Below are 27,000 nucleotides of genomic sequence, written 5' to 3' on the forward strand. Positions count from 1 at the left end.
TTCGGTGCTTGTGAGTGTTAGATTTTACTTTTGTGTGAGCCTATCAAAACCTAGATCTATTTAGCCCAACAATGAAGGGCACATTCTTTAACTCTATGGAGCAAACACCGCTATTCAAGCCTTAGCGTAACCAATCAACGTCTGGATAGGCATCATCTAACATAAGCTCTTTAACTATTATTTCGAAATTAAAATCAATTACTTAACTATTATATACTTTTGCCTACATTGCCTTAATTGAACATTCAGATTCGATCAGATGTATGGTTGGCATGATTTTAAAATATCTTGCTTGATACCTATAATTGCGAAACGGCCCCATACCAATGTTTAATTAAATTGGATGATGACTATGCCTTAGTCACTTCACGTTAAGAGAATATAAGCGTGCCCCACATTTACTCTCTCAAACGATGTGATTATGATGCGCGCATCTAAACTCTCTGGAATCCCACTAAGATGCGCACCGCTGCTGTTATTATCACGCTACTTTCATCACTTATGACTATTAATACTCAAGCAAAACCTGCAGATACCGCTACTAGCTCACAACCCATCGCGATTTTAGGCGCAATGGATGCTGAAATTGAAAAGCTGCTACCTGAAATTAATCAGCGCCAAACTCATACTGTAGCCAAAAATACTTATTACACAGGCTTTATCCAAGGTAAACCTGTGGTTGTGGCTCGCTCTGGTGTGGGCAAAGTCAATGCCGCGATCACCACTTATGTGCTGATTAACCAGTTTGATGTAAACAGTATTATTTTCACGGGTATTGCTGGCGCAGCGGGAGCGGAACTCAATGTCGCCGATGTTGTAATTTCAACGGCACTGGTACAGCACGACGTCGACTTAACCGCCTTTGGCGCGCCAAAAGGTCAGCTTGATGGCTATGATGACCGCTTATTCTATGCCGATAAAAAGTTACAAGCGTTAGCACTTAACGCTGCAGAGGAGTCTGTGGGTAAAACGCGTGTTCACTCAGGCATTATCGCAACGGGCGATCAGTTTATTGCAGACAAAGCTGTGGTTAACATGCTACTTAAGGAATTCAATGCTATCGCCGTTGAGATGGAAGGCGCTGCGGTTGCGCAAGTGACCGATATGTTCAACATTCCGCTAGTCGTTATTCGCACCATCTCAGATAAAGCTGATGGTTCTGCGCATTTAACCTACGAAGATGCGAAACAAACCACCGCAGATAACTCTGTCGCTATTACACTCAATATGCTCAGCAAAATGTAATAAAGCACTAAAATATAATAAAGCAACAGCGGTCACGTAGCTAAAATCCGCTGATTGCAGATTAACGATAAAAAAGGCGCTAACTTTTGCAGTTAGCGCCTTTGTTCTATCTATCGGCTTACTCAGGATAATACTCAGTGAGTACTCAAGATTAAGCTTTTATTGCTTCGTCTTTTTTACTAAAACTCACCTTGCCAAAGTCTTCTAAAATTGCGTAGCAGGCGGGCACCATAAACAGTACTAGTGCGGTTGATGCGAAAATACCGAACACCATAGACACCACAAGAGGTTGCAGTACCTGCGCTTGAATACTGGTTTCAAGTAACAGTGGTAACATACCGGCGGCCGTGGTTAAGGACGTAATAAATACCGCTCTAAAACGCTCTTTGCTAGCACTCACTACCGCCTCATGCACCGATTGGCCCTCTTCCACATGGTAACGAATATATTGCACCAACAAAATCGAATCGTTAACCACTACCCCTGCCAACGCAACAAAACCAAGTATTGATGGCATACTCATTGAGTAACCTAGCAATAAGTGGCCCCAGAGTACGCCAATCAAACCAAGCGGAATAACCGCCATCACCACTAAGGGTTCGATATAGCTCTTAAACTGCAAGCTTAAGATGGCAAATACCGCTAATAGGCCAACAATAAAGCCACTCGCCATTGAGTTTTGGGTGGTTGCACTCTCTTTGACTTCACCTTCATAGCTTACTCTGATCCCAGGGTAGCGCTGTTTAAGCTCTGGTAATAACTCGTCCCTAAAGGCCTTATTAATCTCGCTGGCATTGGCTAAGTGAGTATCCACTTCGCCGGTAATGGTGACAAAGCGCATACCGTCTAGACGTGAAATTTTGACGTAATTTCGCTGCCATTTAAAATCAGCCACCGCCGATAATGGCACCTGCTCACCAGCACTGCCAATAGTGATAGGGAAATTAGCCAAGTTTTCAAGTTTAGCGGCATCGACTTTATCCAGCTGCACATCAATTTGAATGCTCTCTGGCCCCACTTGAATGTTATCAGCAGTTTGATGGAAATACGCACCGCGAAGCTGACTGGCGAGCATCATACCGTTAACCCCAAAAGCTTCCGCTCCCGGTTTTAAGGTCATCAAGATTTCGGCTTTACCCGGACGCATGCTGTCCATCACACCCGACACACCATTAAAGCCCTGCAAATATTGCTGCACTTCAATTGACGCAGATTTTAGCTCGCCTAAATCGTCACCGCGTACCCGAATTTCAATCGCGCGGCCAGCAGGGCCCATTGCACCTTGCTTGTAAACAATCGCAATTGGATCAACCAGTTCCCCCACGCCTTGCTGCCATTCGCGGATAAAGGTATTGATTAGCGTCTGGCGGATCTCCGCGCTCAATAAATCAATCTTAACCGTTGCCACGTGAGCGCCGCTTTCTCCAGCATCAGCGTTAAAGTTAAACCGCTCGGTAATATGTTGAATCAGTCTTTGATTGTCTTCTTTTTGGCTGTATTTATCATCCAGCTCGCGTGCAACACTCACTACCCGATTAACCACAAATTCAGTTTGTTCAAGCGTTGATCCTGGCGGCAATATAATTCGCGCTTCAGCAACATCGCCATCAAGCTCTGGGAAACCGATAAATTTAACCGCGCCACCCGCGGCTAACGAAATTGAGATAAGTAGCAGGCTTATCACTGAGCCCATAAATACATAACGCCAGTTAATCACCCACTCAACTGCTGCTACCAATTGCACCGTTCTAAAATACTCAAACTTTTGATTAAACTTTTGTTTAAAGCGGCTGGTTTTGCGCGCTTTACCTTTAGCGGCATGAGCTAAGTGATTTGGTAAAATTAAGAAGGCTTCCACTAAACTTACGGTTAAAATAAGCAGCAAAGTTTGCGGGATCACTCTAAGTACTTTACCCATATCGCCTTCCATAAAAGCGATACTGGAAAAGATGAAAACTGTGGTTAAAAACGATGACACTACCCCAGGCAATACACGTTTTACTCCTTGAATAACGGCATCAGCCTTATTCATACCCCGCTCAATGTGCGCCGCAATCGATTCGGCAATCACAATCGCATCATCCATCATGATGCCGATAGCCATTAAGAATGCCACCAGCGTCATAATGTTTATGGTTAATCCAACTTGCGCCATAAAGAACAAGCTACCCATAAAGGCAACAGGTAAACCCATTGCCACCCAGAATGAGTAACGCAAACTAAAAAATAACCACATGCATAAAAAGACTAACACTACACCTTGCCAGCCATTTTTAATCAGCATGGTTAAGCGATCCCACAATAGTGAGCTCAAATCATTAGAGGTACTGATGGTGATACCGTTTGGCGTGCGCAGTTTCTCAGCGTCTAAGAAGCCGATCACCTCCTCTTTAAGGCGCAGTGAATCTTGCGATTTATTCTTAAACACGGTCAAAATAGCCGCTTGCTCACCATCAAAGCGAATACTTTCTTCATCTAGCTCAAATCTATCAGTGATAGTGGCAATATCCCGTAGCCGCACTACCCCGCCTTGGGCATTTGAGCGGATAACGATATTACCAAGGCGCTCTGGTTCAACTTCACGTTGATCGAACCGAATTAATATATTCTTACTGGCCGTTTCAACAGTTCCGCTCGGTAGCTGCACGTTTTGTTGCTCAATTTGATTAGCTACATCAGCAACGCTCATACCTAAGCGCTTGATTGCACCGAGTGAGACTTCTACCAATAATTGATGTTGAGAAAAGCCAGCAATCTCAACTTGGCTAATACTGGTATCTAACTTTAAGCGACGTTTTAAGTCCTCGGCATAAGCTTTAAGCTCTGGTTTGCTGGTAGAGGCTGATACGGCTATGTCGATAATGCGTTCGTTAAAGTCTAGCTCCTCAACAATTGGCGGCTCAATTTCAGCCGGGAAATCTTTAATCGCCGAAATTTTAGTTTGCACGTCAACCAAGCTACGCCCAAGGTCGGCATTATCTTCAAGCTTTAATGTCATGCGTGCCACGCCTTCTAGCGCGTCACATTTGGTTTCAGTAATGCTGCCGAGACTGTCTACCGCATCTTCCATTCTCAGGCAGAGGTTTTCTTCTACATCTTGCGGCGACGCACCTGGAAGTACGACTTGAGCACTAATGTAGTTTTTTGAAAACTCGGGAAATGTTTCACGTTTAAGCTCGGGTAACGCCTTAATACCTAGCACAATAAACGCTAACATCAATAACGTTGTTGCGGTTGGATGGCGAACAAAAAAACCGATCACGGCTGCGTCTCCTCATTTGCAGGCTCAGATCCGCTAACATCATTACTTTTAGTGCGCAGCGCCATGCCATTAACTGCTGGAATAAGATCGGTCAGTACTAACTGCATGCCTTCAACTAACGCACCTTGTACAGCAGCTTGGCCTTCTTGACGAAATAGCACTTGTACATCAATAATTTGCAATCGGTTATCTTGATTCATGATATAAAGTTTATCGCCATGTAATGCACGCTCAGGCACCATCCAGTAGTTACGCTCGCCGCCTTTGATCCGAGCGCTAACAAACATGCCATTAACCAGCGGTGGTGACTGACCAATTTTAAGCTCGCGATACTCTTGCTCTACCTGCAAAACCACACTTACCGTCGCAAGCGTTGGATCAACGGTTTCGCCAATACGATTAATTGCTGCCGGCCAGTTAAATGAATATGTCGCGCCTTTCAGGGTGATCTCGGCCGTTAGTCCTAACGCTTCAGCGCGAGGCAGTTGTCCCTTTTCTACTTTGGGTTGATTAACGGTTTTCATTAATGTCATCACATCGCCTAACGAGACCTGCGCTTCAACTTCCATGGTCTCAATGCCATTAATACGCGCAAGAATTTGCTGTGGCGACACCACTTGGCTGGCTTCAACATTCACTTCGGCCACACGGCCTTCAAAAGGTAATCTAATTTCTGTCTTAGTTAGCTGACTCTGGGCTTCTTGTTCTCGGGCAATAGCTTGCTGTAACTGCGCCTTCAGAATGTCAGTTTCATTCGGCATTAGATTTAAGCTGTTATCTAATTCTTGCAGTTTTTGCTGCTGCGCTAAAAGGTTTTGCCTTTCACCATCAAGTTCTGATTGCGAAATCAAATTTTGCTTACGTAATGTCTCTTTACGCTTTAAATCTGATTTAACTAAGTCGTAGCGATTATTTTCGATTTGTAGTGATAGCTGTAGATTTTTAAGTTGCAACGCTTTACCGGCAAGCTGACCTTCAAGGGCTTTACGGTCTGCTTGTGCTTGAGACAGGCGAATTTGGTAATCAAGTGGGTCAATAGATAATAATAAGGTGTCTTTAGCGAGGATTTTACCCACTGCGAGATCAGGATGCTTATACACCACACGTCCGCCCACTTCAGGTAATAACTGCCACTGAATTTTAGGACTAACCCGACCAAACGCATCAACTTGAGCAATAACCGGGACTTGCTTAAGTGTGGTCACTTCAACTAATTTTCTCGGCTCAGACTGCAACTCTAGTGGCGGATGACTACGTAACTTAACCACTAAAATCAGCACCACAAAGCCAACTGCCAATGCAGGGAAAAAATACCAGCGCTTACCTTTAAAGCTAGACATTAGCGCTTTCCTCCACAGATCCCGTTTTCGAGCAGCGCAATATTGTGTTTGGCCAATTGTTGATAAAATTCTTCATTAAGTTGATAACCATGTAGTTTTGCCATTGGAATTGGCATGACAAAGGGGAAAATCATTAAGCTCAGTAACGACATTTTCAGCATTTGTGGATCAAGCTCTCCCCATCCTTCTAATAATTTATGTGGCATGGGAGTCAGTTCAGCGATTGGCTCAAACAATTTAAAAATGACCCCTTTAGCCTCGACAGAGTGCTCCGAGTTCATCAACTGAAACAGAAAACGCGGAAACTCAGGATTGGGGATCATTGTTTGGTAAAACTCCCCCATGATATCTGCCAAGGTCGGTTTATCATGGGATTGTTGTAAGGCTTTAGCGCGGCGATGAATCGGCTGTATATGCTCGCTCACCATCGCTTCAAATAAACCCAGCTTACTACCAAAGTAATAACGGATCATCGCCATATTAACGCCAGCTAACTCGCTAATTTGTCGAATGCTAACCTTGTCATAATCAGAGGCTGTGAAACACGTATAGGCGGCGCAAATAAGATTCGCACGTACGTCTGCTTGCTCTGCTTTTTTAGAGGGCTCAGTTGTCATCAGCGACATAGACCGTATTATTCAGTTGAATAACACAAGTCTACTGTCTGCTTTGGGATTTTGCATGAACTATCGTTATTCAAAAACCAGAGTTTTGAATAACCGCACACTAAAATAATTTAGTGAAAAAATAACGACTAAGAAGTTGAACTAAACGAGTTTACAAAGAATTAAACCCATTTAAATTGCATCAAACTAACTTAAAGTGAATTAAGTACAGCGCTTCAATACCAGGATAAATTTGCCTAATTAAGGTTTTAAGCTCAGCTAAACTCATATTTTCTTGCTCTGCGTGGGTGTAATTTAAGTCATCAAAAGCCACGCGGCTAACAGAGAGGATATCAAGCTCACCATAACAGCGACCATCTTCTAAGTTAGACACGCTCACACGCTGGCCCGCTTGATAGAAAGACTCAGACTCATCACGCAGGGTAATGGTTTTTTTACCGGCTAAAATATCGGCTTCAAATCGGCTGAAAAAAGTAATACTGTTTGGTGGATTCATACTGCAATAACTCATGGCTGCACCACTATTGATGCTTTGAAGCCATTTTAATCTGTTAGTAATCTGCGGTACATCATTTTTACGCTAACCTCACTCCTTAAAAAGTAATCAAGTTGTAATAAACACGACGGTAGCGATAGCGGCGCGTTTAGGGTAAAATCCGCATCCGATTTCTAGCTTGGCGCCTAATGTGCCACAATTGTCATACTATAGACGACATATCGTAGAGAACTCATGAACAGAAAACAGAAGATGATCAAAAAGACCGCTAAACGTGCCAAGGCTCGCCTTAATAAGCACACTGCGCCTACGATCAAAAAATATGTGTCTAAAGCAGAGCGTGCTGAACAGCAAGCGAAACTAGAGGCTGAAGCCGCTGAGCAAGCATTACTTGCAACAGAAGGCACCGCAGAAGCTGACCTTTCAGCTGCTGATACAGCAGAAACAAACGAAGAAAAAGCAAAACCTGCAAGCTAGCCCATTTTACGGTTAGCGAGTTGACCTCAAGCCAACTCACTCTTTTGCATCACTATGCGCTTCGTTAGATTGAGCTTACTTGGTTGACGCTTTCTCGTCTGTACCAATAAGCTCAGCCACTTTATTACTCGCAACGCAATCTTGCTCTTCATTCACCATTGCCATGTTAGCGCATGATGATGACATGGGATTTTGACTACTTAAGCTTAATTCCTCATCAAACTCTGTCTTATCTTCCGCTTGTGTGACGCTCTCGCGCAACTCACTCGCAGACACACTACCTGTCGCCATATTTTGCACTTTATCGACTAGTCGATAAGCCACCACGACACCCAATACACCAAAGATAATCGAGCCTATTGCTTGGCCAACAAGCACTCCATATACTCCACCCCATTGGGCGCCAAAATACACAAAAGGGATAGTGCCCACAGTGGCTTTACCCACGTTAAATAAGGTTGAATATTTGGCCTTGCCTAAATTGTTAAAGGAAGCATTAGCGACAAATAAAATCCCTGAAAAAACAAAAAACACTGCGATATACGAACAGAAGAATAAGATTAACTCTGCCGCATCACCTTTCATATCAAACACACTGACAATTTGATGGCGAGTAAGAAACAGCAGTAAAGACACTGCGATGACGTATACAGCACAAAATTGAATGGCTCGGGTGAGCGACTCTTTCACTCGCTCAAATTCCAACGCGCCAAAGTTTTGCCCAACAATAGGACCCACTGCGCCAGATAAGGCGAAAATCATCCCAAATGACACCGGAATTAATCGGCCAAGTACCGCCCAACCAGCCACGTAACTGTCACCAAAATCGGCAATAGCGCGGGTAACCACCGCATTACCAATTGGTGTTGCCACGTTAGTTAGCATTGCAGGGCCTGCAATTGCAAAAATGGGTTTTAAGTCTTCCACAAAGTGATCAAAGTTAAAACGGCCAAGTAAATTGTGCTTAACCACCACCCCTTTTGCAGCGACAGCGAATACCGCAAAACGCGCCATCACCGACGCAACCGCAGCCCCTTCAATACCCATAGCGAACATAAAGATAAATATCGGGTCAAATACAGCGTTAACACCGCCACCGATTAAGGTCGATACCATAGACAATTTGGCATCGCCCACAGCCCTTAGTGCGCTGCCTAACGCCATTGCTAAGCAAATAAGCGGTAGTGATGGCACCAAGATATTAAGATAACTTTCAGCCAGCTCAGCAGTTTTCCCCGTGGCGCCGACTAACTTTAATAAATCAGGGATAAAAAGATAAACGGTAATCGCAACTAAAATGCTCATCAGTAAGGTCACCACCAAACTGTTAAGCAGTAATCGTTTCGCTTTTTTCGTTTCTTTAGCGCCAATAGAGCGAGACACTAAAGCCCCTAGCGCAATAGATAACCCGATACCAATTGAGGTGGTGAAAAATGAAATCGTGCCCGCATAACCGACCGCAGCCGCGAGCTCTAACTCACCTAATAAACTAAGGAAAAAAATATCTAATAAGTCGACCACGAACAGCGCAGAGATCCCCACTGCCGCTGTTGAGCTCATAACTAAAATATGTCGTAAAATCGATCCCTGTACAAACTTGGCTACCGCCATAACACCTCTCAGCCTTTGGCTAGTCCTTTAACTGAATACATTCAAAACATGTAAGTGATTTACAATTCACTCTCTAATTCGCTGCCGCAATGATCGCAATACAATGCGTTGTTTTCATGACCAACTTTTAAACAGTTACTGCAACGTCTTAAATCTCTTGTACGGCCAATTTCTTGCGATATTTCTGCGGTCAAAATACCGGTTGGTATCGCAATAATTGAATACCCCAGTAGCATAGTAAATGCTGCGATGGCCTGACCTAATGGCGTACCCGGTGTGATATCACCATACCCTACTGTGGTAATGGTCACGATTGTCCAATAAATAGACTTGGGGATTGAAGTAAAACCATTATTCGGCCCTTCAACCACATACATTACGGCGCTCAGAACAACCACGATCAGGCTAACAGAGAAAAAGAAGATAAACACCTTACGCCCTGATTGCAGCATGGCTCGCAATAACAGATTACCTTCACTTAAATAACGCAGCAGCTTTAATACTCTAAAGATCCTGAATAAGCGCAAGATCCTAATAACCATAGTGAAGTTAGCACCCGGGAACAGCAGTGCCAAATACGTTGGTAATACCGATAAAAGGTCAACTACGCCATAAAAACTTCTCGCGTAACTGAGCGGCTTAGCCGAACAATAGAGCCTAAGAATGTACTCTATCGTAAAAATAAAGGTAAAGCCCCACTCCAGCATCACGATAATATCGCCATATTTCGCGTGAACACGCGCCACTGTATCAAGAAAAACTAACGCCACACTTAATACAATGCACACCATCAAACTGAGGTCAAAGTAGCGCCCTGCGGGAGTATCAGTACCGAAAATTACCCGACGTAACTTAAGTTTAAATTGGCTTTCTAAATCTTTCTCTGTTGCCATTATTGCAGCAACTCCTTACAAAAAAGTGATGTTTGCTCTCGTCGACTTAAGTCGACGGATCAATGTTTTAAAATCAATAATGCTAATAGTGTGACACGCAAAAGATCAGAGCTCAAAAATAATCTTAGCCTTTGCCGTCAACACGGGCAGTATTTTAAGGTAATATGCCATTATTCATTTATCGCTAATTCGTCTGTCTGCAAGGTTTTCTAATGCGTTTTTTAGCTCTATCACTTAGCTTAGTTCTATTGGCCGTCAGCGGTTTCTTATCCAATTTTGCTTGGGCAGCCCCAAAGATAGATTTAGTCGTTGTGACAAAGTCAGAATCCAGCATGAAGGTATTACGTCAAGGTAAAGTGCTAAAAACCTACCGCATTGCTATGGGCGATAGCCCTGTAGGCCATAAGCTCACCGAAGGTGACCAACGAACTCCAGAAGGTCGCTACATATTAGATTATAAAAAATCTGATAGCGCATATTACCGGGCGATCCATATCTCTTACCCTAACGATGAAGACAGATTACGTGCCAATGCGTTAGGCATTAGCCCTGGTGGACAGATTATGATCCACGGCGAGAATCCCAATTCCAGCCTGTCACCAGAAGAAGCACAAATGTATAACTGGACCGACGGTTGTATCGCTGTGACTAACGCCGAAATGGATGAACTTTGGCAAATGATTGATGCAGGCACACCTATTGAAATCTGGCCATAATAGGCCTCTTTGCAAGTCATATTTATCGGATTTTTTAATATTTTACCATCACTCTCCACGCCCTTTTAGCATTAAGGCTCACCCATGACATACCAAGAATTAATCAATAGCTGGCCGGTATTTAGCCAGCGTATACAAGCGTTTACTCAAGAGTTAGGCTTAGATAAGCTAACACTAGAATGTGATCATAGCGCCTTAAGAGTGAATACGAATGCAAGCGCTGACCAGCTTAGACAAGACTTCGCTAACGTCGGCACGATTATTTCAGACAACATGATTAATGGCCGCCCAATTTTAATTATTGAGCTAAACACGCCACTTTTGATGGGTACCAATACTATTGAATGTGTTGAACTGCCTTACCCTGGCGAAAAAGCTTATCCAAAGGAGGGCTGGGAGCATATAGAGCTTGTGCTCGATTGCGGCGCTAATAATTGCGACATGCTAACCCAATCCATGCTTGAACAAGCACCACAGCTAGCACCTGTATTAGCGGGACAAACTGATATCAAAGTGAAGCTAAGCTCACCACAAGGGGATAAAGAGCGCTTGCCCAATCCTACTATCGCCTTCAAGAAAGATGGCCTATGCGTAAAGGTTCACTCTCACGGTATTAAAGCTGTTATCGCCTCAGAAGCAGAGTAACCACTTAATCAATAAAAGTGCCCCACCAGCGCGTAAAGTTATCAGCCATTCAAGTACATCATGGAGACTGAGTTGATCCCTCAGCCTCCAATACCCGTATTTCTTTAAAGTCACGACATCGGTAACTTTGTAAGGACAACAAACGTGAATGTATTGATAGTAGGCGGCTCTGGTGGCATAGGCTTGGCACTGGTAGAACATTATTTAGCGACAAATACAGCAACCGTATTTGCCACCTATCGCACAAATAAGCCTGCACTTAATCACCCAAAACTGATTTGGTACAAGGTAAATGTCACGGTAGAAAGTGACATTGAAGAACTTGCTAAGCTTTTACCAAAGCTAAACTTATTAATTAATGCAGTAGGTATGCTGCATGATGGCGAACATAACCCAGAGAAAAGCGTTAAAGAGTTTGATAGCAACTTTTTCAATAAAAATATTGTTATTAATGTCACTCCGAGTTTATTACTCGCTAGTCATTTTGCAGAGCACTTGAAATCGAAAGCCACAAGCCACTTTGTGACTGTTTCCGCCAAAATTGGCAGTATCGAAGATAATCGTCTTGGGGGCTGGGTAAGCTATAGAAGCTCAAAGGCGGCGCTCAACATGGCAATGAAAACCATCAGTATCGAGTGGCGCTTTAAGCAGACTAATACCTGCGTATTGGTGTTTCACCCTGGGACCACTGACACAAAGTTATCAAAACGATTTCAGCGTAATGTGCCTGAAGGAAAACTGTTTACTGCTGAATATGTGGCCGACTGTTTAAGCAGCATCGTCCGTAATACCAGTGCGAGTGATACAGGAAAATTCTATAGTTATGACGGCTCGATTTTACCTTGGTAAGTAAACACTGAATATTAAATTTACCGAATCGAAGATTTGAAAATACGCGCTAATCAAGATTTAAACTAGCGGTACCGGAAAGCTTGGCTTTGCCATGCCTGATAGAACGTAAAAACTCAGAAATAGCACAAATAGCTAAACTCAGTGTTATCACTAACTCAATACCTACATGGCTAGTTAAACTTTGAGTAAATGGTTGCTCGCTATATATCAATAATCCCATTATACGACCTGCGTTAAATACGCTCACGATAATAATAACGGGGCAAATAATCAAACCGAACCAAAACCAGAATCCTTTGAAAAATCTCAACGCTATATCCCTTAACTATTTGGTTGTTATAAAAAGCCCGAACTTCATTTCAGGCTTTTTTGCTTTCGCGCTCCTCAATACCTGATGATTTACAAGCTCAGCAAGTAGTCTAAACCACCTGTGATTGCCGCTACTTGGGCGACAATGCAGTTTTCATCATCAGATAATGGGCTGTCTGGGTACACTTCTGTCGTCGTTACATATTTAGCATCCGTTACACCGGCACATAAACCAAGGGCTTTAGTGGCGTAATTAATCACGCCAAACTGCGCTAAATCAACGCCAATTAGCTTGCCGTCATCATCGGCTGGGGCAATATGGGTGACTTGCTCTACTGATTTGATAATCGCAGTTTGAAATTCATCTTGCGGATGAATGGTGTCACCAACAAGATAAAAACCATCCGGGATATTCCAGTTAGTATGCTCAACAGCATCACGTGCCGACAATGCAGGTCTAAATTCGCTGTTATCGGTATCAGTGGTTTCATGTAGGTCAATATGAGCAAATATCTCAACATCTAAATCCGCTAATAGCTTAATTAACGCTGCCGACTCCTCAGCAGGGCTATCAGCATAGAAAGAGCGGTTCGGGTCGATTGCTTTTGGGTTCCAGCGGTTAATGGTTTCATATCCCCAAGGGCTGATACACGGCGCCACTAGAATATTAAAATGCTTGGCATAATCAGCGGCTTTAGTTTCAGCAAAACGGATGGCGCCTTGTACGCCACTTGTTTCATAACCGTGCACGCCACCAGTTACCAAAATCGTCGCTTTATTGGCATCCCAATTTTTTGATTTAACCGCCAACAATGGATAACGCTCAACATCATAAGAAAGAGCGCCATACTGCTCAACATCAAATAGGTCTTTTAACGCCTGTACCTTAACGAGTACTTCATCTTGATAAGAGCGCTTAATCGACTGAACATTGATCCACTGAGCTTTTTCAGCGTCGCCCCATTTCTGACCTTTTACGCCTATTGCGTACACTTGCTGATCCATTTTTGATTCCTTTTGGCTTGGTTTTGTCTCCAAGCTCTTCTATACCTAATACAGTAAAAAGACTAACCTGATCCCAGCGCCTTTTAACTCCAGCGCTAAATTACTCGAGAGCATAAACGTGATATAGATTGATATCAATGTCGTTATCCGTAATAGTTTTCAATCAGGTAGTTAGAGCTGCCAACCTATTCTTCATTTTACAAGGATGAATTTTATGAATGCATTAAGACATGGATTTTCAATTGGAATAGAAAGAGTTGAGGATGAGTTTTTCCTCACACTCAAAGCAAAGGGTAAATTAACTCACAGTGACTATCTTGCTATCACACCGGTCATTGATTCCGCATTAGCCGAAGTTAAGCAGCCAAAAATTAAAGCCTTGTTTGATGCTACTGAACTTGAAGGCTGGGAGCTTAGCGCTGCTTGGGATGACCTTAAACTGGGGCTTAAACATGGCAATCAATTTATAAAAATTGCACTTTATGGCAATAAAGGCTGGCAAGAAACCGCGACTAAAATAGGTCGCTGGTTTGTCGCGGGTGAAATGAAATACTTTGACAATGAAGCCGATGCATTTGCGTGGCTAAATGAATAATACCAATTAATTAATAAGCCCTTTAATCAAATAAAAAACGCCAGCAAATGCTGGCGTTTTTTATTTTAATCCACAATGTTAAGCAAGATTAATCACCTACCTGCCAAGGCTCTTGCTGGCGGTGTCTGGCTTGCCTTCCACGCAGGGTAAAGCGTGGCTATCACGCTCATCACAAACGCTAAACACACCACAGTAATGACATCATTCACTTGTAACTGTGAAGGTAAGAAGTCAATAAAGTACACATCCGCCGATAACAACTGAATACCTAATATTGATTCAATACCACGGGCAATAGCGCTTAGGTTTATTGAGATTGTCACACCTAACACCGCGCCGATTACGCAACCTAAAACACCGTTAAAGGCGCCCTGCACCACAAATATCAGCATCACAGAGGCCTTTCTCATGCCCATAGTCAGCAAAATAGCAATCTCAGATTGTTTATCTCGTACAGCCATAACCAAGGTTGAAACGATATTAAAACATGCCACAGCAATAACCAATGCCAGTACTAAATACATCACCATACGCACTAATTGAATATCTTGGTATAAATGCCCTTGGGTGCGAGTCCAGTCGGAAATATACACATATTGCTGCTGGCTATAGCCCAAATCACGAATTAACCGCGGCGCAGCAAACACATCATCAGCCTTAATCCGCACGCCTGAAACGCTATCACCTAAATTTAATGTTTTAGCGGCATATTGCATCGGAATATAAGCGGTGCTCATATCGAGTTCACCGCCCAGCTCAAAAATGCCCGACACCACAAAACGGTGACTCTTAGCTGCACCGATTTTGTTTTGTGACTTGCCATTCAGATTGGGCATATAGAGGTTGAGTGACTGACCGACGGTTAAATCTAAACTCTTAGCAAGCCCCTTACCTAACACAATGTTATTGCTGTTATGTTCACTGAGGCTTTGCCAGCTCTTAGGTGACATAAATTGCTGGATGTTAGACACTTTGGCTTCATTGCCAATATCTATGCCCATCACGGTGAGGCCCTGAAAACCGCCCACCTTTTGTACTAAACCTTGCATACGCACAAATGGCGCAGCAGCAACAATACCAGGCACTTGGCTGGCATCATCCACAATTGATTGCCACTGATGAATAGGCTCATTCACCCCAACTAGTTCACCATGCGACACCACGCCCAATAAGCGTTGCTCTAACTCTTTTTCAAAACCATTCATTGCCGATAGCACAACAATGAGCACCATCACGCCAAGGGCAATACCCGCCGTTGAAGCAAACGAGATAAAGTTAATAAATCGGTTTGATTGGCGCGCAAGATAAAAGCGCCAACCGACCCACATGGCTAACAAACTTCTCATGCAGTCAATTCCTCCGCTTTAACTAAGCGGCCATCTTTCATGTGCAGTTGTCTATCCATTCGCGCGGCTAGCTTTTGATCATGAGTCACCACCACAAAAGCTGTGCCTAGCTGCGCCGCAAGCTCGGTAATGAGCTCATACACGGCTTCACCGCTATTGGCATCCAGGTTACCTGTTGGCTCATCAGCGAGGACCAATTTAGGATCATTAATTAACGCCCTTGCAATCGCCACTCGTTGACGCTCACCACCAGACATTTCAGCCGGGGTGTGAGTTAAACGGTGACCTAAACCAACCCGCTCAAGCAGCACCTTCGCTTTAGGCTCCACCAGTTTACGACGCTGACCTTGAATAAGTGCGGGCATAGACACATTTTCAAGCGCTGTAAACTCAGGCAGTAAATGATGAAATTGATAAATAAAGCCAACGTTCTCATTGCGGACTTTAGCTTGACGCTGACTCGATAACTGATACAGATCTTCGCCCAACATAGTAACGGTACCGCTTGTAGGGCTATCGAGTGTCCCCATAATATGCAGTAAGGTACTTTTACCTGAGCCAGAGCTACCCACTATCGCTAATTGCTCACCTTTAAATACTTGCAGGTCAACATTGTGTAGCACCTGAGTGTCTACCGACCCTTCTTGGTAACGTTTACTAACATTACTCACTTGTAGCAATAATTCTTGCGTCATTGTTAACTCGCTATTCATCTAAATCTACTCGTATCATCGCTTCTTGGTGTCTAGGCTTATTCATATCTAAGCGCAGTAGCTGGCTGCACATTAGCAGCGCGAATCGCAGGGTAAATGGTGGCTAATAACGTCATCACTAACGTGCCGACCACAATCCAAGTTAATTGGCTAAGCTCTAATTGCACAGGTAAGTTCTGCCCTGCGCCTAAAATAGAGATCCCTAAAAAGTGGGTAATACTATTTAAGTTAAAGGTTAACAACACGCCAACTGTAACGCCGGAAATCAAGCCAAGAATAGCGTTGAGCGAACCTTGAATAAGGAAAACCCCCATCACATTAGGCGTTGTCAGCCCTTGGGTTTTTAACACAGCAACATCGGTGGTTTTGTCGACCACCATCATCACTAATGCAGAAACAATATTAAAAGCAGCAACCGCAATGATAAGACTCAACATTAAGCTCATCATATTTTTTTCCATTTTTACCGCGCCAAAAAGATGACCATAGGTATCACGCCAATCCGTTGTGGTAACAGGCGTTGCAAATTGTGCGGTTACTTTTGGAGCAATTTTAGCGGCGTTAAATGGATCATCTAGATACAAACGCAGCTGCTTAATTTCGCCTGGTGTTTGTCTCATCAGACGCTGCGCATCATCATGATGAACATAAGCAAGCGTGCCATCAACTTGCGAGCCCATTTCAAATATGCCAACAACGGTAAATTTACGCTGACTTGGCACAGGGCCTAACGGCGTATATACCACGCCGTCACCACTTAATACGCGAATTTTATCGCCCGGAGCTACATCCAGAACGCGCGCTAATTCTGCGCCTAAGATAATTCGATACTTACCGGCTTCAAGTAAATCGAAATTGCCGGAATATACATTCTGGGTGGTTTTTAATAAGCTTTTTTCTTGGTCTGGGTAGATCCCATAAACCTGCGCCGCGCCAATATTACTGGCTGACTGCAGCATAGCTTGGGTCGAAATACTTGGCGTAGCGCCCACAACGCCAGGAAGCAGGCTAAGCTTTTCAACTTGCTTTTGCCAGTCCGCTATAGAGCTAGAAGCATGCACGGTTAATTGCGGCACCGCGCCCAAGATACGCTGCTTAAGTTGGCCTTCTAAACCATTCATCACCGAGCTCACAACAATTAATGCCGCCACACCCAATAAAATGCCAGAAACGGAAAATAAGGTAATAAAGGATGCAAATGCATTGGTTTTCTTTGCGCGCCAGTAGCGATAACCTATGTAAAACGATAATGAAAAATTCATTAAAAAACCCAAATAAAATCGACTGATGCTGAAGCCTCAGAGCCAGAATTTAGTCACCCACTAATGCCCCGTTTGCACGAAGAATCATTGCATAACTAGTAATAAGAACTGTAGAACTCAGCGCCAAAGCAAGACATTTTAATGTCTAACCTTGCTAAATCATAAAGATGCGCACGATAATAGGGGTATTAGCCCCCTAAAAACAAGAGGCAACTCCCTTGTTATCCGACTCTACCGCCTATTTTAGTATTATTCACCCATTTGATGCCTATTTGAGTCCTTGGGACAGCGCTAAACCTTTACCAACCGCTGAGCAGTTAAGCATGTTATTACCCACCAGTTTACAGCTGATCAGCGATGTAAAAGCGTTAGAGTCAGATTGTTTATTGCAATTGCGTCATTTAGACGATGATGCAAAAACAGTGGTGGAATTTTTAAAACTGCAATCACGCAAAATCGATATGGTTTTGCAGCATATTATGGCCAAAGAACAGTACGAAGGTACTCGTTATCAAGGCAGTCATTTTGGCGGCAGTGGATTAGCCATTACTAGCCCTATCGCGCTTGAACTTGGGCAAACGTTTCAAGTGACCTTGCATATCAAAGAAGAGCTGATTGCTATTTTATGTGTTGCTACAGTGCAAAGCTGCCAGCAAAAAGCCCTTGAGTCGTCAACGACTCAATTAGTAGAAGCTGCGCCTTATGTCTGTGAACTCAGTTTTAGCGTGATCCAAGAAAATGATGTCGAGCAATTGGTCAAAGCCAGTTTAAGTTTGCAACAAAAGCAACTCAAATTACGCCAACAGGCTCGCTAGCACAAAAAGATTTTTCGCTGGCATGAGTTGAAACAAGCCTCTACAATACTTAGCAACTTTACTGCAAATGGACTTGTTTCCTCGCCTTAATGAATGCTTTCTCTGTATTGACTCCGCCAGCTGTCAAAAGTGCCAAATTGGCACAAACGCTGTGTACACTCGGCGGCGCTGACCAAGCGCTAACCATCGCAAATATTGCTAAGCAACATCAAGGGATCACCCTAGTTGTTACCGCCGACACCCCAACGGCTATAGCGCTCGATACCGAGCTTAGTTATCTGCTTAGTGAACAATCAATATCGATTTGGCTATTTCCAGATAGAGAAACTCTGCCCTACGACAGTTTCTCACCGCATCAAGATCTGGTCTCGCAACGCTTAGAGGCATTATCGCGTATTCCCCAAGCCCAACAAGCTGTGGTCATTGTGCCAATCACCACCTTGATGGTGCGCCTACCACCGCAATCATTCTTAACTGGCAATGTGTTAATGCTAGAAAAAGGCGATAAATATCGCCTGTTAGATGTGCGCGAGCAGCTCATCAATACCGGCTACCATGTGGTTGAGCAGGTCTATGAGCACGGCGAGTTTGCAGTACGCGGCTCGATTATCGATATTTTTCCTATGGGCTCTAGCCAACCTTATCGAATTGAGCTGTTTGATGATGAAGTGGAAACCATTCGACATTTCGACCCGGAAACCCAACGCTCAAGTAAAGAGATAGATTCAATCCGCCTGTTACCGGCTAAAGAATTCCCAACTGATGACGCTGCGATTGAAGGCTTTAGACAAAGATACCGCCGCCGCTTTGAAGTCTTAGTCAAAGAACCGGGCTCTATCTACCAAATGGTCAGTAAAAAGACCATGCCGGCCGGTATTGAAAATTACCTGCCATTGTTTTTCGACGAAACGGCAACGCTATTTGACTATCTGCCTGACTCAACTCAGCTTGTTAGCGTTGGCGATATTGAAGCCGCGACTCAGTCGCACCTTAAAGAAGTTGAAACACGCTATGAAGATAGACGCGTCGACCCATTAAGACCTTTATTAGCGCCGCAAGAGCTGTATTTACTGACGGAGCAAATTTTTGCTAACTTTAAAGCCTTACCTCGCTTTGGGCTTAAAGATCTCAGTTATACCGGTACAGCAATACCGGCAAAGGTCAGCAAGCTGCCGGATATCACAGCTAACCATAAGCTTAAACAGCCACTTGCAGAGTTAGAGCAGTATGCAACGCTGGGTGAGCGTATGCTATTTAGCGCCGAATCTGAAGGTCGTAGAGAAGCGCTATTAGAGCTGCTCGGCAAGATTAATATCAAGCCTAAGCTATTTGCACATTTTGATGAATTTGCCAGCAGCAAAACCAAAATAGGTTTAATCGTATCGCCGCTGGCACAAGGCTGCGTGATTGAGAAGAAAACCGGCGGTAAGTTTAGCTTAATCTGTGAAACCGAACTATTTGGTCAGCGGATCTCCCAGCGCCGTCGCCGTGATAAGCAACGCCAAATTAGCTCTGACGCATTAGTTAAAAACCTTGCCGAGCTTAAAGTCGGCCAACCTATAGTGCATTTAGATCATGGTGTTGCCCGTTACCAAGGATTAGAGACCTTAGATACTGGAGGCTTAGTTGCAGAGTACTTAGTATTAGAATACTCAGGCGGCGATAAACTTTATGTACCGGTTTCATCTCTGCATCTTATTAGCCGTTACAGCGTTGGGCCAGATGAGGAAGCAACGCTTAATAAACTCGGTAATGAAAGCTGGGCTAAGGCGAAGAAAAAAGCCGTTGAAAAAATTCGTGATGTAGCAGCAGAGCTGCTCGATGTTTATGCGCGCAGACAAGCCCGTCCAGGTGAAGCTTGCCGTATCGACCAAGAAGAATACGCCCAGTTTGCCAATAGCTTCCCTTATGAAGAAACCGTTGACCAAGAAACGGCTATTGAGGCGGTTCTTGAAGATATGCGTAACCCAACAGCCATGGACCGACTCGTTTGTGGTGATGTGGGCTTTGGTAAAACAGAAGTGGCAATGCGCGCCGCTTTTGTTGCGGTGAACGATGGCAAGCAAGTCGCGATATTGGTGCCCACCACCCTCCTTGCTCAACAACATTATGAAAACTTCAAAGACCGTTTTGCCGATTGGCCATTTAAGATTGAAGTGATGTCGCGTTTTAAAACCGCCAAAGAGCAAACCCAAGTTATGAAAGACTTGCTCGACGGTAAAGTCGATATCGTGATTGGTACGCATAAACTGCTGCAATCTGAGGCTAAGTTTGAGAATTTAGGTTTACTCGTTATTGATGAAGAACACCGTTTTGGTGTCAGACAAAAAGAGAAAATTAAAGCGCTACGCGCCAATGTGGATATTTTAACGCTTACGGCTACGCCAATCCCACGTACTTTGAATATGGCGATGTCGGGTATGCGTGACTTATCGATTATTGCTACGCCCCCTGCAAAACGCCTTGCAGTTAAGACCTTTGTTAGAGAGTACGATGAAGCGACAATTCGCGAAGCTTTGCTGCGTGAAATATTAAGGGGCGGCCAAGTTTACTTCTTGCATAACAGTGTTGAAACCATTGAAAAACGCGCTGCTGAAATCAGTGAATTGCTACCTGAAGCGCGTGTAGTTACTGCCCATGGTCAAATGCGTGAGCGTGAACTTGAACGAGTCATGTCTGATTTTTACCATCAGCGCTTTAATGTGCTGGTGTGTACTACCATTATTGAAACTGGTATTGATGTACCATCAGCCAATACGATTGTGATTGAACGCGCCGATAACTTTGGTCTTGCGCAGCTGCATCAGCTACGTGGCCGCGTTGGTCGCTCGCATCACCAAGCTTATGCTTATCTCATGACGCCTCATCCAAAGCGAATGACCAAAGATGCTCGTAAGCGCCTTGAAGCCATTGGCGCGTTAGAAGATCTCGGTGCAGGCTTTATGCTTGCCACTCAAGACCTTGAGATCCGCGGCGCCGGTGAGTTACTCGGTGATGAACAAAGTGGTCATATTTCGAAAATCGGTTTCACTCTCTATATGGAAATGCTCGAAGATGCAGTGAAATCGTTAAAGCAAGGCAAAGAGCCTTCGCTTAACCAGATGCTGCGCCATCAGTGTGAAATAGAGCTAAGAATCCCAGCACTTTTACCCGAAGATTATGTTGCCGATGTGAATATGCGCCTATCTTTATATAAGCGCATTGCAAACTGTGAAACAGCCAAGGCTTTGGATGAATTGAAAGTCGAGCTAATCGATCGCTTCGGTATGTTGCCTGACGCCACCAAAAACTTGATGGAAATGACACTTTATAAGCACTTAGCCACGCAGTTAGGCTTAAGAAAAATCGAAATGCACGCTAAAGGTGGTAGTATAGAGTTTGGTGAAAATAATAAGGTTGATCCAACCTTTATCATCGGCTTACTGCAAACTCAGCCCCAAGTATATCGAATGGACGGGCCCAATAAGCTAAAATTTGCTATGCCGTCTGAAACAGCAAAAGACAGGCTTGCACTACTAAAACTGTTAATTGAGCAGTTGTTTCAACATCGTCTTGGAGAATGATCGTGTTAAGACTATCTAAAAACAAGCTAAGCGCAGCTTTAGCTGTTAGCCTTTTATCTAGCCTATCTGCCAGTGCCGTTGCTGCAGCTGAACGCTGGTTTGAGGTCGAAGTCTATATCTTTGAACGGGATACTCCAACGACCGAACAATGGCCAACAACGGCGGCGACTAAGCAGAATCGTAAGACTGTCGATTTTATTACACCTATGATCAGCACTGATTTAACTGCGCTAAATATGGGTCTCAACGGTTGTACCTCAACTGATTGGGCAACCGATAGCGTGAACTGTAATGAACAACTAAGCAGCGCTAACCATAAAGCGATGGCCGATGTTCCAATGCAAATTTCTGCGTCGACGCCAGCGGTTGCTCATTTAGGCGATGGTGCCGTGCTACTTGCCGAGAGCCAAAGTCAATTTAAAGATATTATGGCAACCATTTCACGTGAAAAAGGTACTTCAAGCCTGTTACACATGACATGGCAACAGTCGATGTTACCGCGAAACCGTGCCGTACCCGTTAAATTATTCTCTGGTCATGACTATTCTGAAGAGTTTGAATTTAATGGCCAGCCTATTGAGGCAAGCTCAACGACCTCAGAGTTCGGTAACTTTGATTTTATGGGCAGTCAGTTTGCAACTGATAACAACAAGCCTGTTTGGAAGTTTGACGGAACGATAAATATTTATTTGCAGCACTATCTGTTTATCGAAACAGACTTTAGATTACGTGAAGCGGGCAGTAAAACCGTGTTACTCGCTAACAACGAGTTAAGAGCTAATCCTAATACGTTGGAAAACACTGGGGAAAATGCAGAATCACAAGCGGTCACAACACCGTACCTGTACTCTATTCCGATGACGCAAAATCGCCGGGTACGCAGTGATGAAGTCCATTATTTTGACCATCCTAAAATGGGCATGATTATCCAGATCCGTAAAATGGAACAACCAACAGCTAAAGTCGTTGAACCAACAAAGGACGTTGCTGAATTACCTGCAACAACACTTTAAAGCTGAATGATTGAAAAATCGAGGTAGATATCATCTGCCTCGTCTTCTTCTACAAAGACCTCATCAACCAGTGATGATGGCGAACCGATATGGCACCAACTAATCAGCTTATCGACTGCGGGTTGCCCACCTTGCGCTAAAATCTGCACCGAACCATCACTTAGATTACTGACATACCCCGTAACTCCTAAAGTGTTTGCTTGAGCGAGTGTATTTTGCCGGTAGGAAACGCCCTGAACCCTACCTTTCACTTTTATAACCACACGTTTCATCACGTATTCCTTTTAAGAATCACTCAACTTAGACACTGCCTACAATAGTCATTACTGATCTCAAACAAATATCTGTTTGTATAATACCAATTAGTATAAGAAGTTGATCTACTCAGAGCGTTTTTGGCAAACTAATTCAAGGCGAATAACTGAAAGAATGGTTGTTCCCTTGTGAAGTTATTCAACGTAGAAGTAGGCAGCCAAAAATGCTCCAGAATGGCGAGTTTTAGCGGCTCTGATACTGCGTTAACAAGTTTGAACGTAGAATAACTATGCTCTTCACTCGTTGCCTTGTCTCAGTGCCGCTAAATTCTCGCTGAGCGACCAAATCTTAATACTAATTGGTATAAGAAATAACATAGCCTAAAGCACACAGTTCAGCAAAGTAAGCTAAACCATTAACCTGCCGACTGCTGCTATCTAGCGATTGTTGTGTTTCATACTTTAAAAGTCTTCAGTCTGCATATAAAAAAGCCGCCACAAGCGTCAATTGCTTGTGGCGGCTCTATTTATATTTACGACAAAATAGTTAGCTTGCTTTAAATGCCTTAATAAGTTGTAACTGACTCGCAAGCGAAACAAACTTGTGCTTCTGATCTTCATCCCACTCTATCGAGTAATACTCTTTAAGTGTAGATTCAACTTTCGCGTTATCATTCACATCATCTTGACGAGCCAAAATACACAATGCTTTACCAGCATTTAGCGCCCGAAAATCTTTAACGCATTTATTAGCGATATCAGCATATTCTTCAGGACGGTCAATATGTTCAGCCATATTGTCTTCAGGCTTTAAATTAGGATTAATCAGGACCGACTTAATACCGTTTAAGAAACCAATCCGTTCAGCCCAAAAACCACCTAGCCCGACACCTAAAATCAACGGCGCTTCATCATCAGAAGAAGCAATTTGTTTACTGACCTCATTCAACAAATACTGCATATCATTTTTAGGGTGTTGCGTACTGTAGCTGATTAAACGCACATCATCGTCGATAAATTGCAGCTGACGCATTTTATCGTGATTACCCGGGCTCGTTGCGTCAAACCCATGAAGATAAAGGATCATTTTGTCCCCCAGACAATAAATACAACGGTAATTATGACTTAACCTATCAAGCTGCGCCTGTTTTTATGTTGCGCTAAGTCAAACTTTTCGCGATTGCTTTAGCACGTTCCCAGCGGGCGTTGTCTTCCAGCGCCTTAGCGACTTTTTTGGCGTCTGGCTTTAATAAGTTAGCGCTTAAGCCTTTGTCATCAGTTGGCCAGTTAACCGTGTTTAACACCTCGGTGGCGCCAGCGCTATCGTTACACACTAAGATCATATTACAACCAGCATCCAGTGCAGCTTGTGCTCGAGCTGCATATCCACCAGCCACGGCAGCGCCTTTCATACCTAAGTCATCGGAGAATATTACGCCATTAAATGACAACTGCTTGCGGAGTACTTCTTGTAACCAATAGGGAGAAAAGCCGGCTGGCTGACTGTCTACTTTGGGATATATGACATGCGCTGGCATAATGCCTTGTAAGCGCTCTTTTCCAATCAAGTTAACAAATGGCTGCATATCTTCTGCAAAAATCTGATCTTTGCTACGCTCATCAACAGGTTTAGCAATATGAGAGTCCGCCTCTACACTGCCGTGTCCGGGGAAGTGTTTACCAACAGCGCACATTCCTGCTTGCTCCATACCATCAATAAAAGCACTAGCAAGCTCAATCACTTCGTCTTTTTCAGAGCTAAAACTACGAGTGCCAATAACCTGACTGATGCCGTTTAAATCAAGCACAGGTGCAAAGCTTAAATCAATATCAACAGCTAATAATTCAATAGCCATTAAGTAACCTAGCTCTGTAGCCCAAGCTTTGGCTTGGCTCATGTCACCTTTCGCTGCCGGTAAAATATCGCCCATTGCTGGCAATACGGTAAAACCGTCGCGAAAACGCTGCACTCTGCCGCCTTCATGATCAACAGCAATTATAATATCGGGGCGAATCGCCCGTATCGATTTTATCAGCTCAACTAATTGTGTACGGTCAGCATAATTGCGACTAAATAATATTAATCCGCCTATCATAGGGTGAGTTAACTGCGACGATTCAGCAACATTTAGCGTCGTGGACTCAATATCTAACATCAAATAACTCATATAACCCTCTAAATTTTTAATCAATATGTAGATAATATCTACATCCGCTATAGCAAGACTCACACCTTGCTATAAGCAAAAATACTCTATAAATACATGTTAAATCGTCACTAATATAAAACTCGTCTAGTAAAAAAACATAATAACAGCGACTGGTTTACAATTAGTTTATCTAATGCCTGAAAATTGGATACAAAAAAACTAATGCTAGAGAAAAAGCTAAAGTATGGGATACTTTTTTACACCAATTAATTCAAGCGACTAAGATTAACAGCAGGCGTTGTTTTAACACGCTGGATAGACGAAATATACCAAGAATAGCGTCATTCCTCCATCCAGTAATTTCTTAGTGATTGGTTATAACTATAACGACTAGAGCAATAAAGGTTTAGCATGATTAGTGTATTCGACATGTTCAAAATCGGCATCGGGCCGTCAAGTTCGCACACTGTTGGCCCAATGAAAGCCGGCAATATCTTCATCAATCAATTACAAACTCTAGGCCATCTAGATAGCATTGATGAATTACGTTCTGAATTGTTTGGCTCTTTAGGCCAAACAGGCAAAGGTCACGGAACAGGTAAAGCGGTAATTTTAGGCCTGATGGGCGAAGCGCCTGATACGGTTGATACTGACACCATTGATGATATTTTACAGCAAGTGAGTGATTCAGAGCGTCTCAAACTTACCGATGGTCGTGAGGTACTCTTTAGCCGCGCTAACGGTATTACTTACCATAGACGAAAAAGCTTACCTGCTCATGCCAATGCCATGACGCTATATGCTTACAGTGAGGGGAAATGCATATATGAGCGCACCTATTACTCCGTAGGTGGTGGCTTCATACTTGATGAAGATGAAATTCAAGCGCAGGATGCATCGCCAGCAACCCCCATTAAAGCTGCTCCTTACGATTTTAACTCGGCGCAACAACTACTCGAACTTTGCACGACTAACGGCTTTAGCATTTCATCATTAATGATGGCTAATGAGCTAAGTATCGCAAATGCGGATGAGATCAACGAGCAGCTATGGCAGATCTGGCAAACCATGAAAAACTGTGTTGAACGTGGTTATCAGAAAGAAGGCATTTTACCAGGCGGCTTAAAACTAAGACGCCGCGCACCTTCACTGTATCGCCGCCTAAAAGCCGAAGGCAAAAACTGTGTTGATCCATTAACCGCCATGGACTGGGTCGACTTATTCGCTCTTTCCGTTAATGAGCAAAATGCCGCTGGCGATCGTGTTGTAACAGCCCCGACCAACGGCGCTGCGGGTATTATCCCTGCCGTATTGTGCTATTACGATATGTTCGTACAAGAAGTCGATATGGACGTTTGTTGTCGCTACTTATTGACCGCGGCAGCTATCGGTATTCTTTATAAAAAGAACGCGTCTATTTCAGGTGCTGAAGTCGGATGCCAAGGTGAAGTGGGTGTAGCTTGTTCTATGGCTGCGGCAGCACTCACCGAAATTATGGGTGGTACTGTCGAGCACGTAGAAAATGCAGCAGAGATTGGTATGGAGCATAATCTAGGATTAACCTGTGACCCTGTCGGCGGCCTTGTACAGGTACCTTGTATCGAACGTAATGCCATGGGTGCTGTAAAAGCGATTAATGCCTCACGCATGGCAATGCGCGGCGATGGTAATCACAAGGTTTCACTCGATAAAGTGATCAAGACAATGATGGATACAGGTAAAGATATGCGCAGCAAATATAAAGAAACCGCTAAAGGTGGCTTAGCTGTAAATATTGTCGAGTGTTAAACCAAAGTCTCATCTGTCATTAAA

Annotated in this window: 24 protein-coding genes; 10 read left to right on the top strand and 14 right to left on the bottom strand. The window is 43.7% G+C overall.

All coding sequences use genetic code 11. The features are described from left to right. Positions 1-459: 459 nt before the first annotated feature. Positions 460-1,245 carry a 5'-methylthioadenosine/adenosylhomocysteine nucleosidase gene (locus tag L2747_RS11745; RefSeq protein WP_248999218.1) on the top strand — a complete coding sequence of 262 codons (786 nt, stop codon included), beginning with the start codon at positions 460-462 and terminating at the stop codon, positions 1,243-1,245. A 151-nt stretch (positions 1,246-1,396) separates the two neighbouring features. Here the strand turns inward: L2747_RS11745 and L2747_RS11750 are convergent, their stop codons facing one another. The 4 genes from L2747_RS11750 to yqfB all read right to left on the bottom strand — a co-directional run bounded on the left by L2747_RS11750 (position 1,397) and on the right by yqfB (position 6,969). Further along, complete coding sequence (locus tag L2747_RS11750; protein ID WP_248999219.1) at positions 1,397-4,507, bottom strand: efflux RND transporter permease subunit; 3,111 nt, start codon at positions 4,505-4,507, stop codon at positions 1,397-1,399. Beyond that, entirely contained in the window at positions 4,504-5,847 is a 1,344-nt protein-coding gene (locus tag L2747_RS11755) for an efflux RND transporter periplasmic adaptor subunit (protein WP_248999220.1), read from the bottom strand. The genes L2747_RS11750 and L2747_RS11755 overlap by 4 nt, the downstream gene beginning before the upstream one ends. Then, entirely contained in the window at positions 5,847-6,464 is a 618-nt protein-coding gene (locus L2747_RS11760) for a TetR/AcrR family transcriptional regulator (protein ID WP_248999221.1), read from the bottom strand. Before L2747_RS11760 ends, L2747_RS11755 begins: the two co-directional genes overlap by 1 nt. Before the next feature lie 190 nt (positions 6,465-6,654). Next, complete coding sequence (yqfB, locus tag L2747_RS11765) at positions 6,655-6,969, bottom strand: N(4)-acetylcytidine aminohydrolase (RefSeq protein ID WP_248999299.1); 315 nt, start codon at positions 6,967-6,969, stop codon at positions 6,655-6,657. 234 nt (positions 6,970-7,203) lie between these two features. Between yqfB and L2747_RS11770 the strand changes: the two genes are divergently transcribed. Next, entirely contained in the window at positions 7,204-7,446 is a 243-nt protein-coding gene (locus L2747_RS11770; RefSeq protein ID WP_248999222.1) for a DUF2986 domain-containing protein, read from the top strand. Positions 7,447-7,521: 75 nt separating this feature from the next. On the opposite strand, the gene L2747_RS11775 is transcribed toward L2747_RS11770, so the two are convergent. Beyond that, positions 7,522-9,057, bottom strand: a complete 1,536-nt coding sequence (locus L2747_RS11775; RefSeq protein WP_248999223.1) for an MATE family efflux transporter — start codon at positions 9,055-9,057, stop codon at positions 7,522-7,524. Positions 9,058-9,116: 59 nt separating this feature from the next. Continuing rightward, complete coding sequence (locus L2747_RS11780; RefSeq protein WP_248999224.1) at positions 9,117-9,950, bottom strand: ion transporter; 834 nt, start codon at positions 9,948-9,950, stop codon at positions 9,117-9,119. Positions 9,951-10,162: 212 nt separating this feature from the next. Between L2747_RS11780 and L2747_RS11785 the strand changes: the two genes are divergently transcribed. From L2747_RS11785 to L2747_RS11795, 3 genes are all read left to right on the top strand, one after another. Next, positions 10,163-10,666 (top strand): L,D-transpeptidase family protein, encoded by a 504-nt coding sequence (locus L2747_RS11785; protein ID WP_248999225.1) that lies wholly within the window; start codon positions 10,163-10,165, stop codon positions 10,664-10,666. Positions 10,667-10,750: 84 nt separating this feature from the next. Then, positions 10,751-11,311 (top strand): VOC family protein, encoded by a 561-nt coding sequence (locus tag L2747_RS11790; RefSeq protein WP_248999226.1) that lies wholly within the window; start codon positions 10,751-10,753, stop codon positions 11,309-11,311. A 144-nt stretch (positions 11,312-11,455) separates the two neighbouring features. After that, the gene (locus tag L2747_RS11795) at positions 11,456-12,160 is read left to right on the top strand and encodes an SDR family NAD(P)-dependent oxidoreductase (protein ID WP_248999227.1); all 705 of its coding nucleotides are present in this window, start codon (positions 11,456-11,458) and stop codon (positions 12,158-12,160) included. Between the two features lie 49 nt (positions 12,161-12,209). On the opposite strand, the gene L2747_RS11800 is transcribed toward L2747_RS11795, so the two are convergent. Together L2747_RS11800 and L2747_RS11805 are read right to left on the bottom strand one after the other, a co-directional pair. After that, complete coding sequence (locus tag L2747_RS11800; protein ID WP_248999228.1) at positions 12,210-12,473, bottom strand: hypothetical protein; 264 nt, start codon at positions 12,471-12,473, stop codon at positions 12,210-12,212. A gap of 89 nt (positions 12,474-12,562) precedes the next feature. Next, positions 12,563-13,477, bottom strand: a complete 915-nt coding sequence (locus tag L2747_RS11805; RefSeq protein WP_248999229.1) for a M14 family metallopeptidase — start codon at positions 13,475-13,477, stop codon at positions 12,563-12,565. A 214-nt stretch (positions 13,478-13,691) separates the two neighbouring features. Between L2747_RS11805 and L2747_RS11810 the strand changes: the two genes are divergently transcribed. Then, the gene (locus L2747_RS11810) at positions 13,692-14,072 is read left to right on the top strand and encodes a SpoIIAA family protein (protein ID WP_248999230.1); all 381 of its coding nucleotides are present in this window, start codon (positions 13,692-13,694) and stop codon (positions 14,070-14,072) included. A 92-nt stretch (positions 14,073-14,164) separates the two neighbouring features. Here the strand turns inward: L2747_RS11810 and lolE are convergent, their stop codons facing one another. The 3 genes from lolE to L2747_RS11825 are packed head-to-tail and all read right to left on the bottom strand — an operon-like array spanning position 14,165 to position 17,393. Next, the gene (gene lolE / locus L2747_RS11815; protein WP_248999231.1) at positions 14,165-15,418 is read right to left on the bottom strand and encodes a lipoprotein-releasing ABC transporter permease subunit LolE; all 1,254 of its coding nucleotides are present in this window, start codon (positions 15,416-15,418) and stop codon (positions 14,165-14,167) included. Then, the gene (gene lolD, locus L2747_RS11820) at positions 15,415-16,113 is read right to left on the bottom strand and encodes a lipoprotein-releasing ABC transporter ATP-binding protein LolD (protein ID WP_248999232.1); all 699 of its coding nucleotides are present in this window, start codon (positions 16,111-16,113) and stop codon (positions 15,415-15,417) included. The genes lolE and lolD overlap by 4 nt, the downstream gene beginning before the upstream one ends. Positions 16,114-16,169: 56 nt before the next feature. Then, positions 16,170-17,393 carry a lipoprotein-releasing ABC transporter permease subunit gene (locus L2747_RS11825; RefSeq protein ID WP_248999233.1) on the bottom strand — a complete coding sequence of 408 codons (1,224 nt, stop codon included), beginning with the start codon at positions 17,391-17,393 and terminating at the stop codon, positions 16,170-16,172. Positions 17,394-17,611: 218 nt separating this feature from the next. Here L2747_RS11825 and L2747_RS11830 point away from each other — a divergent pair, with 218 nt between their 5' ends. The 3 genes from L2747_RS11830 (at position 17,612) to L2747_RS11840 (ending at position 22,784) form a co-directional block, all read left to right on the top strand. Continuing rightward, positions 17,612-18,208 (top strand): hypothetical protein, encoded by a 597-nt coding sequence (locus L2747_RS11830; protein WP_248999234.1) that lies wholly within the window; start codon positions 17,612-17,614, stop codon positions 18,206-18,208. Positions 18,209-18,297: 89 nt separating this feature from the next. Continuing rightward, positions 18,298-21,771, top strand: a complete 3,474-nt coding sequence (mfd, locus tag L2747_RS11835) for a transcription-repair coupling factor (RefSeq protein WP_248999235.1) — start codon at positions 18,298-18,300, stop codon at positions 21,769-21,771. Next, positions 21,768-22,784, top strand: coding sequence for a peptidoglycan binding protein CsiV (locus tag L2747_RS11840; protein ID WP_248999236.1), 1,017 nt, complete (start codon positions 21,768-21,770; stop codon positions 22,782-22,784). The genes mfd and L2747_RS11840 overlap by 4 nt, the downstream gene beginning before the upstream one ends. On the opposite strand, the gene L2747_RS11845 is transcribed toward L2747_RS11840, so the two are convergent. From L2747_RS11845 to nagZ, 3 genes are all read right to left on the bottom strand, one after another. After that, on the bottom strand, positions 22,781-23,056 hold the full coding sequence (locus tag L2747_RS11845; RefSeq protein WP_248999237.1) for an acylphosphatase: 276 nt from the start codon (positions 23,054-23,056) through the stop codon (positions 22,781-22,783). The genes L2747_RS11840 and L2747_RS11845 overlap by 4 nt on opposite strands. Positions 23,057-23,585: 529 nt before the next feature. Continuing rightward, positions 23,586-24,125, bottom strand: a complete 540-nt coding sequence (gene ycfP, locus L2747_RS11850) for an alpha/beta hydrolase YcfP (RefSeq protein ID WP_248999238.1) — start codon at positions 24,123-24,125, stop codon at positions 23,586-23,588. 73 nt (positions 24,126-24,198) lie between these two features. Continuing rightward, the gene (gene nagZ, locus L2747_RS11855; RefSeq protein ID WP_248999239.1) at positions 24,199-25,206 is read right to left on the bottom strand and encodes a beta-N-acetylhexosaminidase; all 1,008 of its coding nucleotides are present in this window, start codon (positions 25,204-25,206) and stop codon (positions 24,199-24,201) included. Positions 25,207-25,599: 393 nt separating this feature from the next. Between nagZ and L2747_RS11860 the strand changes: the two genes are divergently transcribed. Next, complete coding sequence (locus L2747_RS11860; protein WP_248999240.1) at positions 25,600-26,976, top strand: L-serine ammonia-lyase; 1,377 nt, start codon at positions 25,600-25,602, stop codon at positions 26,974-26,976. Positions 26,977-27,000 lie beyond the last annotated feature (24 nt).

The organism is Shewanella marinintestina, assembly GCF_023283845.1.
Lineage (GTDB): Bacteria > Pseudomonadota > Gammaproteobacteria > Enterobacterales > Shewanellaceae > Shewanella > Shewanella marinintestina.

Bases quoted from the DNA above. Each gene is read 5' to 3' on its own strand.
- L2747_RS11745 (WP_248999218.1), top strand. From the start codon at position 460: ATGCGCACCGCTGCTGTTATTATCACGCTACTTTCATCACTTATGACT.
- L2747_RS11755 (WP_248999220.1), bottom strand. From the start codon at position 5,847: ATGTCTAGCTTTAAAGGTAAGCGCTGGTATTTTTTCCCTGCATTGGCA.
- L2747_RS11760 (WP_248999221.1), bottom strand. From the start codon at position 6,464: ATGACAACTGAGCCCTCTAAAAAAGCAGAGCAAGCAGACGTACGTGCG.
- yqfB (WP_248999299.1), bottom strand. From the start codon at position 6,969: ATGAATCCACCAAACAGTATTACTTTTTTCAGCCGATTTGAAGCCGAT.
- L2747_RS11770 (WP_248999222.1), top strand. From the start codon at position 7,204: ATGAACAGAAAACAGAAGATGATCAAAAAGACCGCTAAACGTGCCAAG.
- L2747_RS11775 (WP_248999223.1), bottom strand. From the start codon at position 9,057: ATGGCGGTAGCCAAGTTTGTACAGGGATCGATTTTACGACATATTTTA.
- L2747_RS11780 (WP_248999224.1), bottom strand. From the start codon at position 9,950: ATGGCAACAGAGAAAGATTTAGAAAGCCAATTTAAACTTAAGTTACGT.
- L2747_RS11785 (WP_248999225.1), top strand. From the start codon at position 10,163: ATGCGTTTTTTAGCTCTATCACTTAGCTTAGTTCTATTGGCCGTCAGC.
- L2747_RS11790 (WP_248999226.1), top strand. From the start codon at position 10,751: ATGACATACCAAGAATTAATCAATAGCTGGCCGGTATTTAGCCAGCGT.
- L2747_RS11805 (WP_248999229.1), bottom strand. From the start codon at position 13,477: ATGGATCAGCAAGTGTACGCAATAGGCGTAAAAGGTCAGAAATGGGGC.
- L2747_RS11810 (WP_248999230.1), top strand. From the start codon at position 13,692: ATGAATGCATTAAGACATGGATTTTCAATTGGAATAGAAAGAGTTGAG.
- lolE (WP_248999231.1), bottom strand. From the start codon at position 15,418: ATGAGAAGTTTGTTAGCCATGTGGGTCGGTTGGCGCTTTTATCTTGCG.
- lolD (WP_248999232.1), bottom strand. From the start codon at position 16,113: ATGACGCAAGAATTATTGCTACAAGTGAGTAATGTTAGTAAACGTTAC.
- L2747_RS11825 (WP_248999233.1), bottom strand. From the start codon at position 17,393: ATGAATTTTTCATTATCGTTTTACATAGGTTATCGCTACTGGCGCGCA.
- mfd (WP_248999235.1), top strand. From the start codon at position 18,298: ATGAATGCTTTCTCTGTATTGACTCCGCCAGCTGTCAAAAGTGCCAAA.
- L2747_RS11840 (WP_248999236.1), top strand. From the start codon at position 21,768: ATGATCGTGTTAAGACTATCTAAAAACAAGCTAAGCGCAGCTTTAGCT.
- L2747_RS11845 (WP_248999237.1), bottom strand. From the start codon at position 23,056: ATGAAACGTGTGGTTATAAAAGTGAAAGGTAGGGTTCAGGGCGTTTCC.
- ycfP (WP_248999238.1), bottom strand. From the start codon at position 24,125: ATGATCCTTTATCTTCATGGGTTTGACGCAACGAGCCCGGGTAATCAC.
- nagZ (WP_248999239.1), bottom strand. From the start codon at position 25,206: ATGAGTTATTTGATGTTAGATATTGAGTCCACGACGCTAAATGTTGCT.
- L2747_RS11860 (WP_248999240.1), top strand. From the start codon at position 25,600: ATGATTAGTGTATTCGACATGTTCAAAATCGGCATCGGGCCGTCAAGT.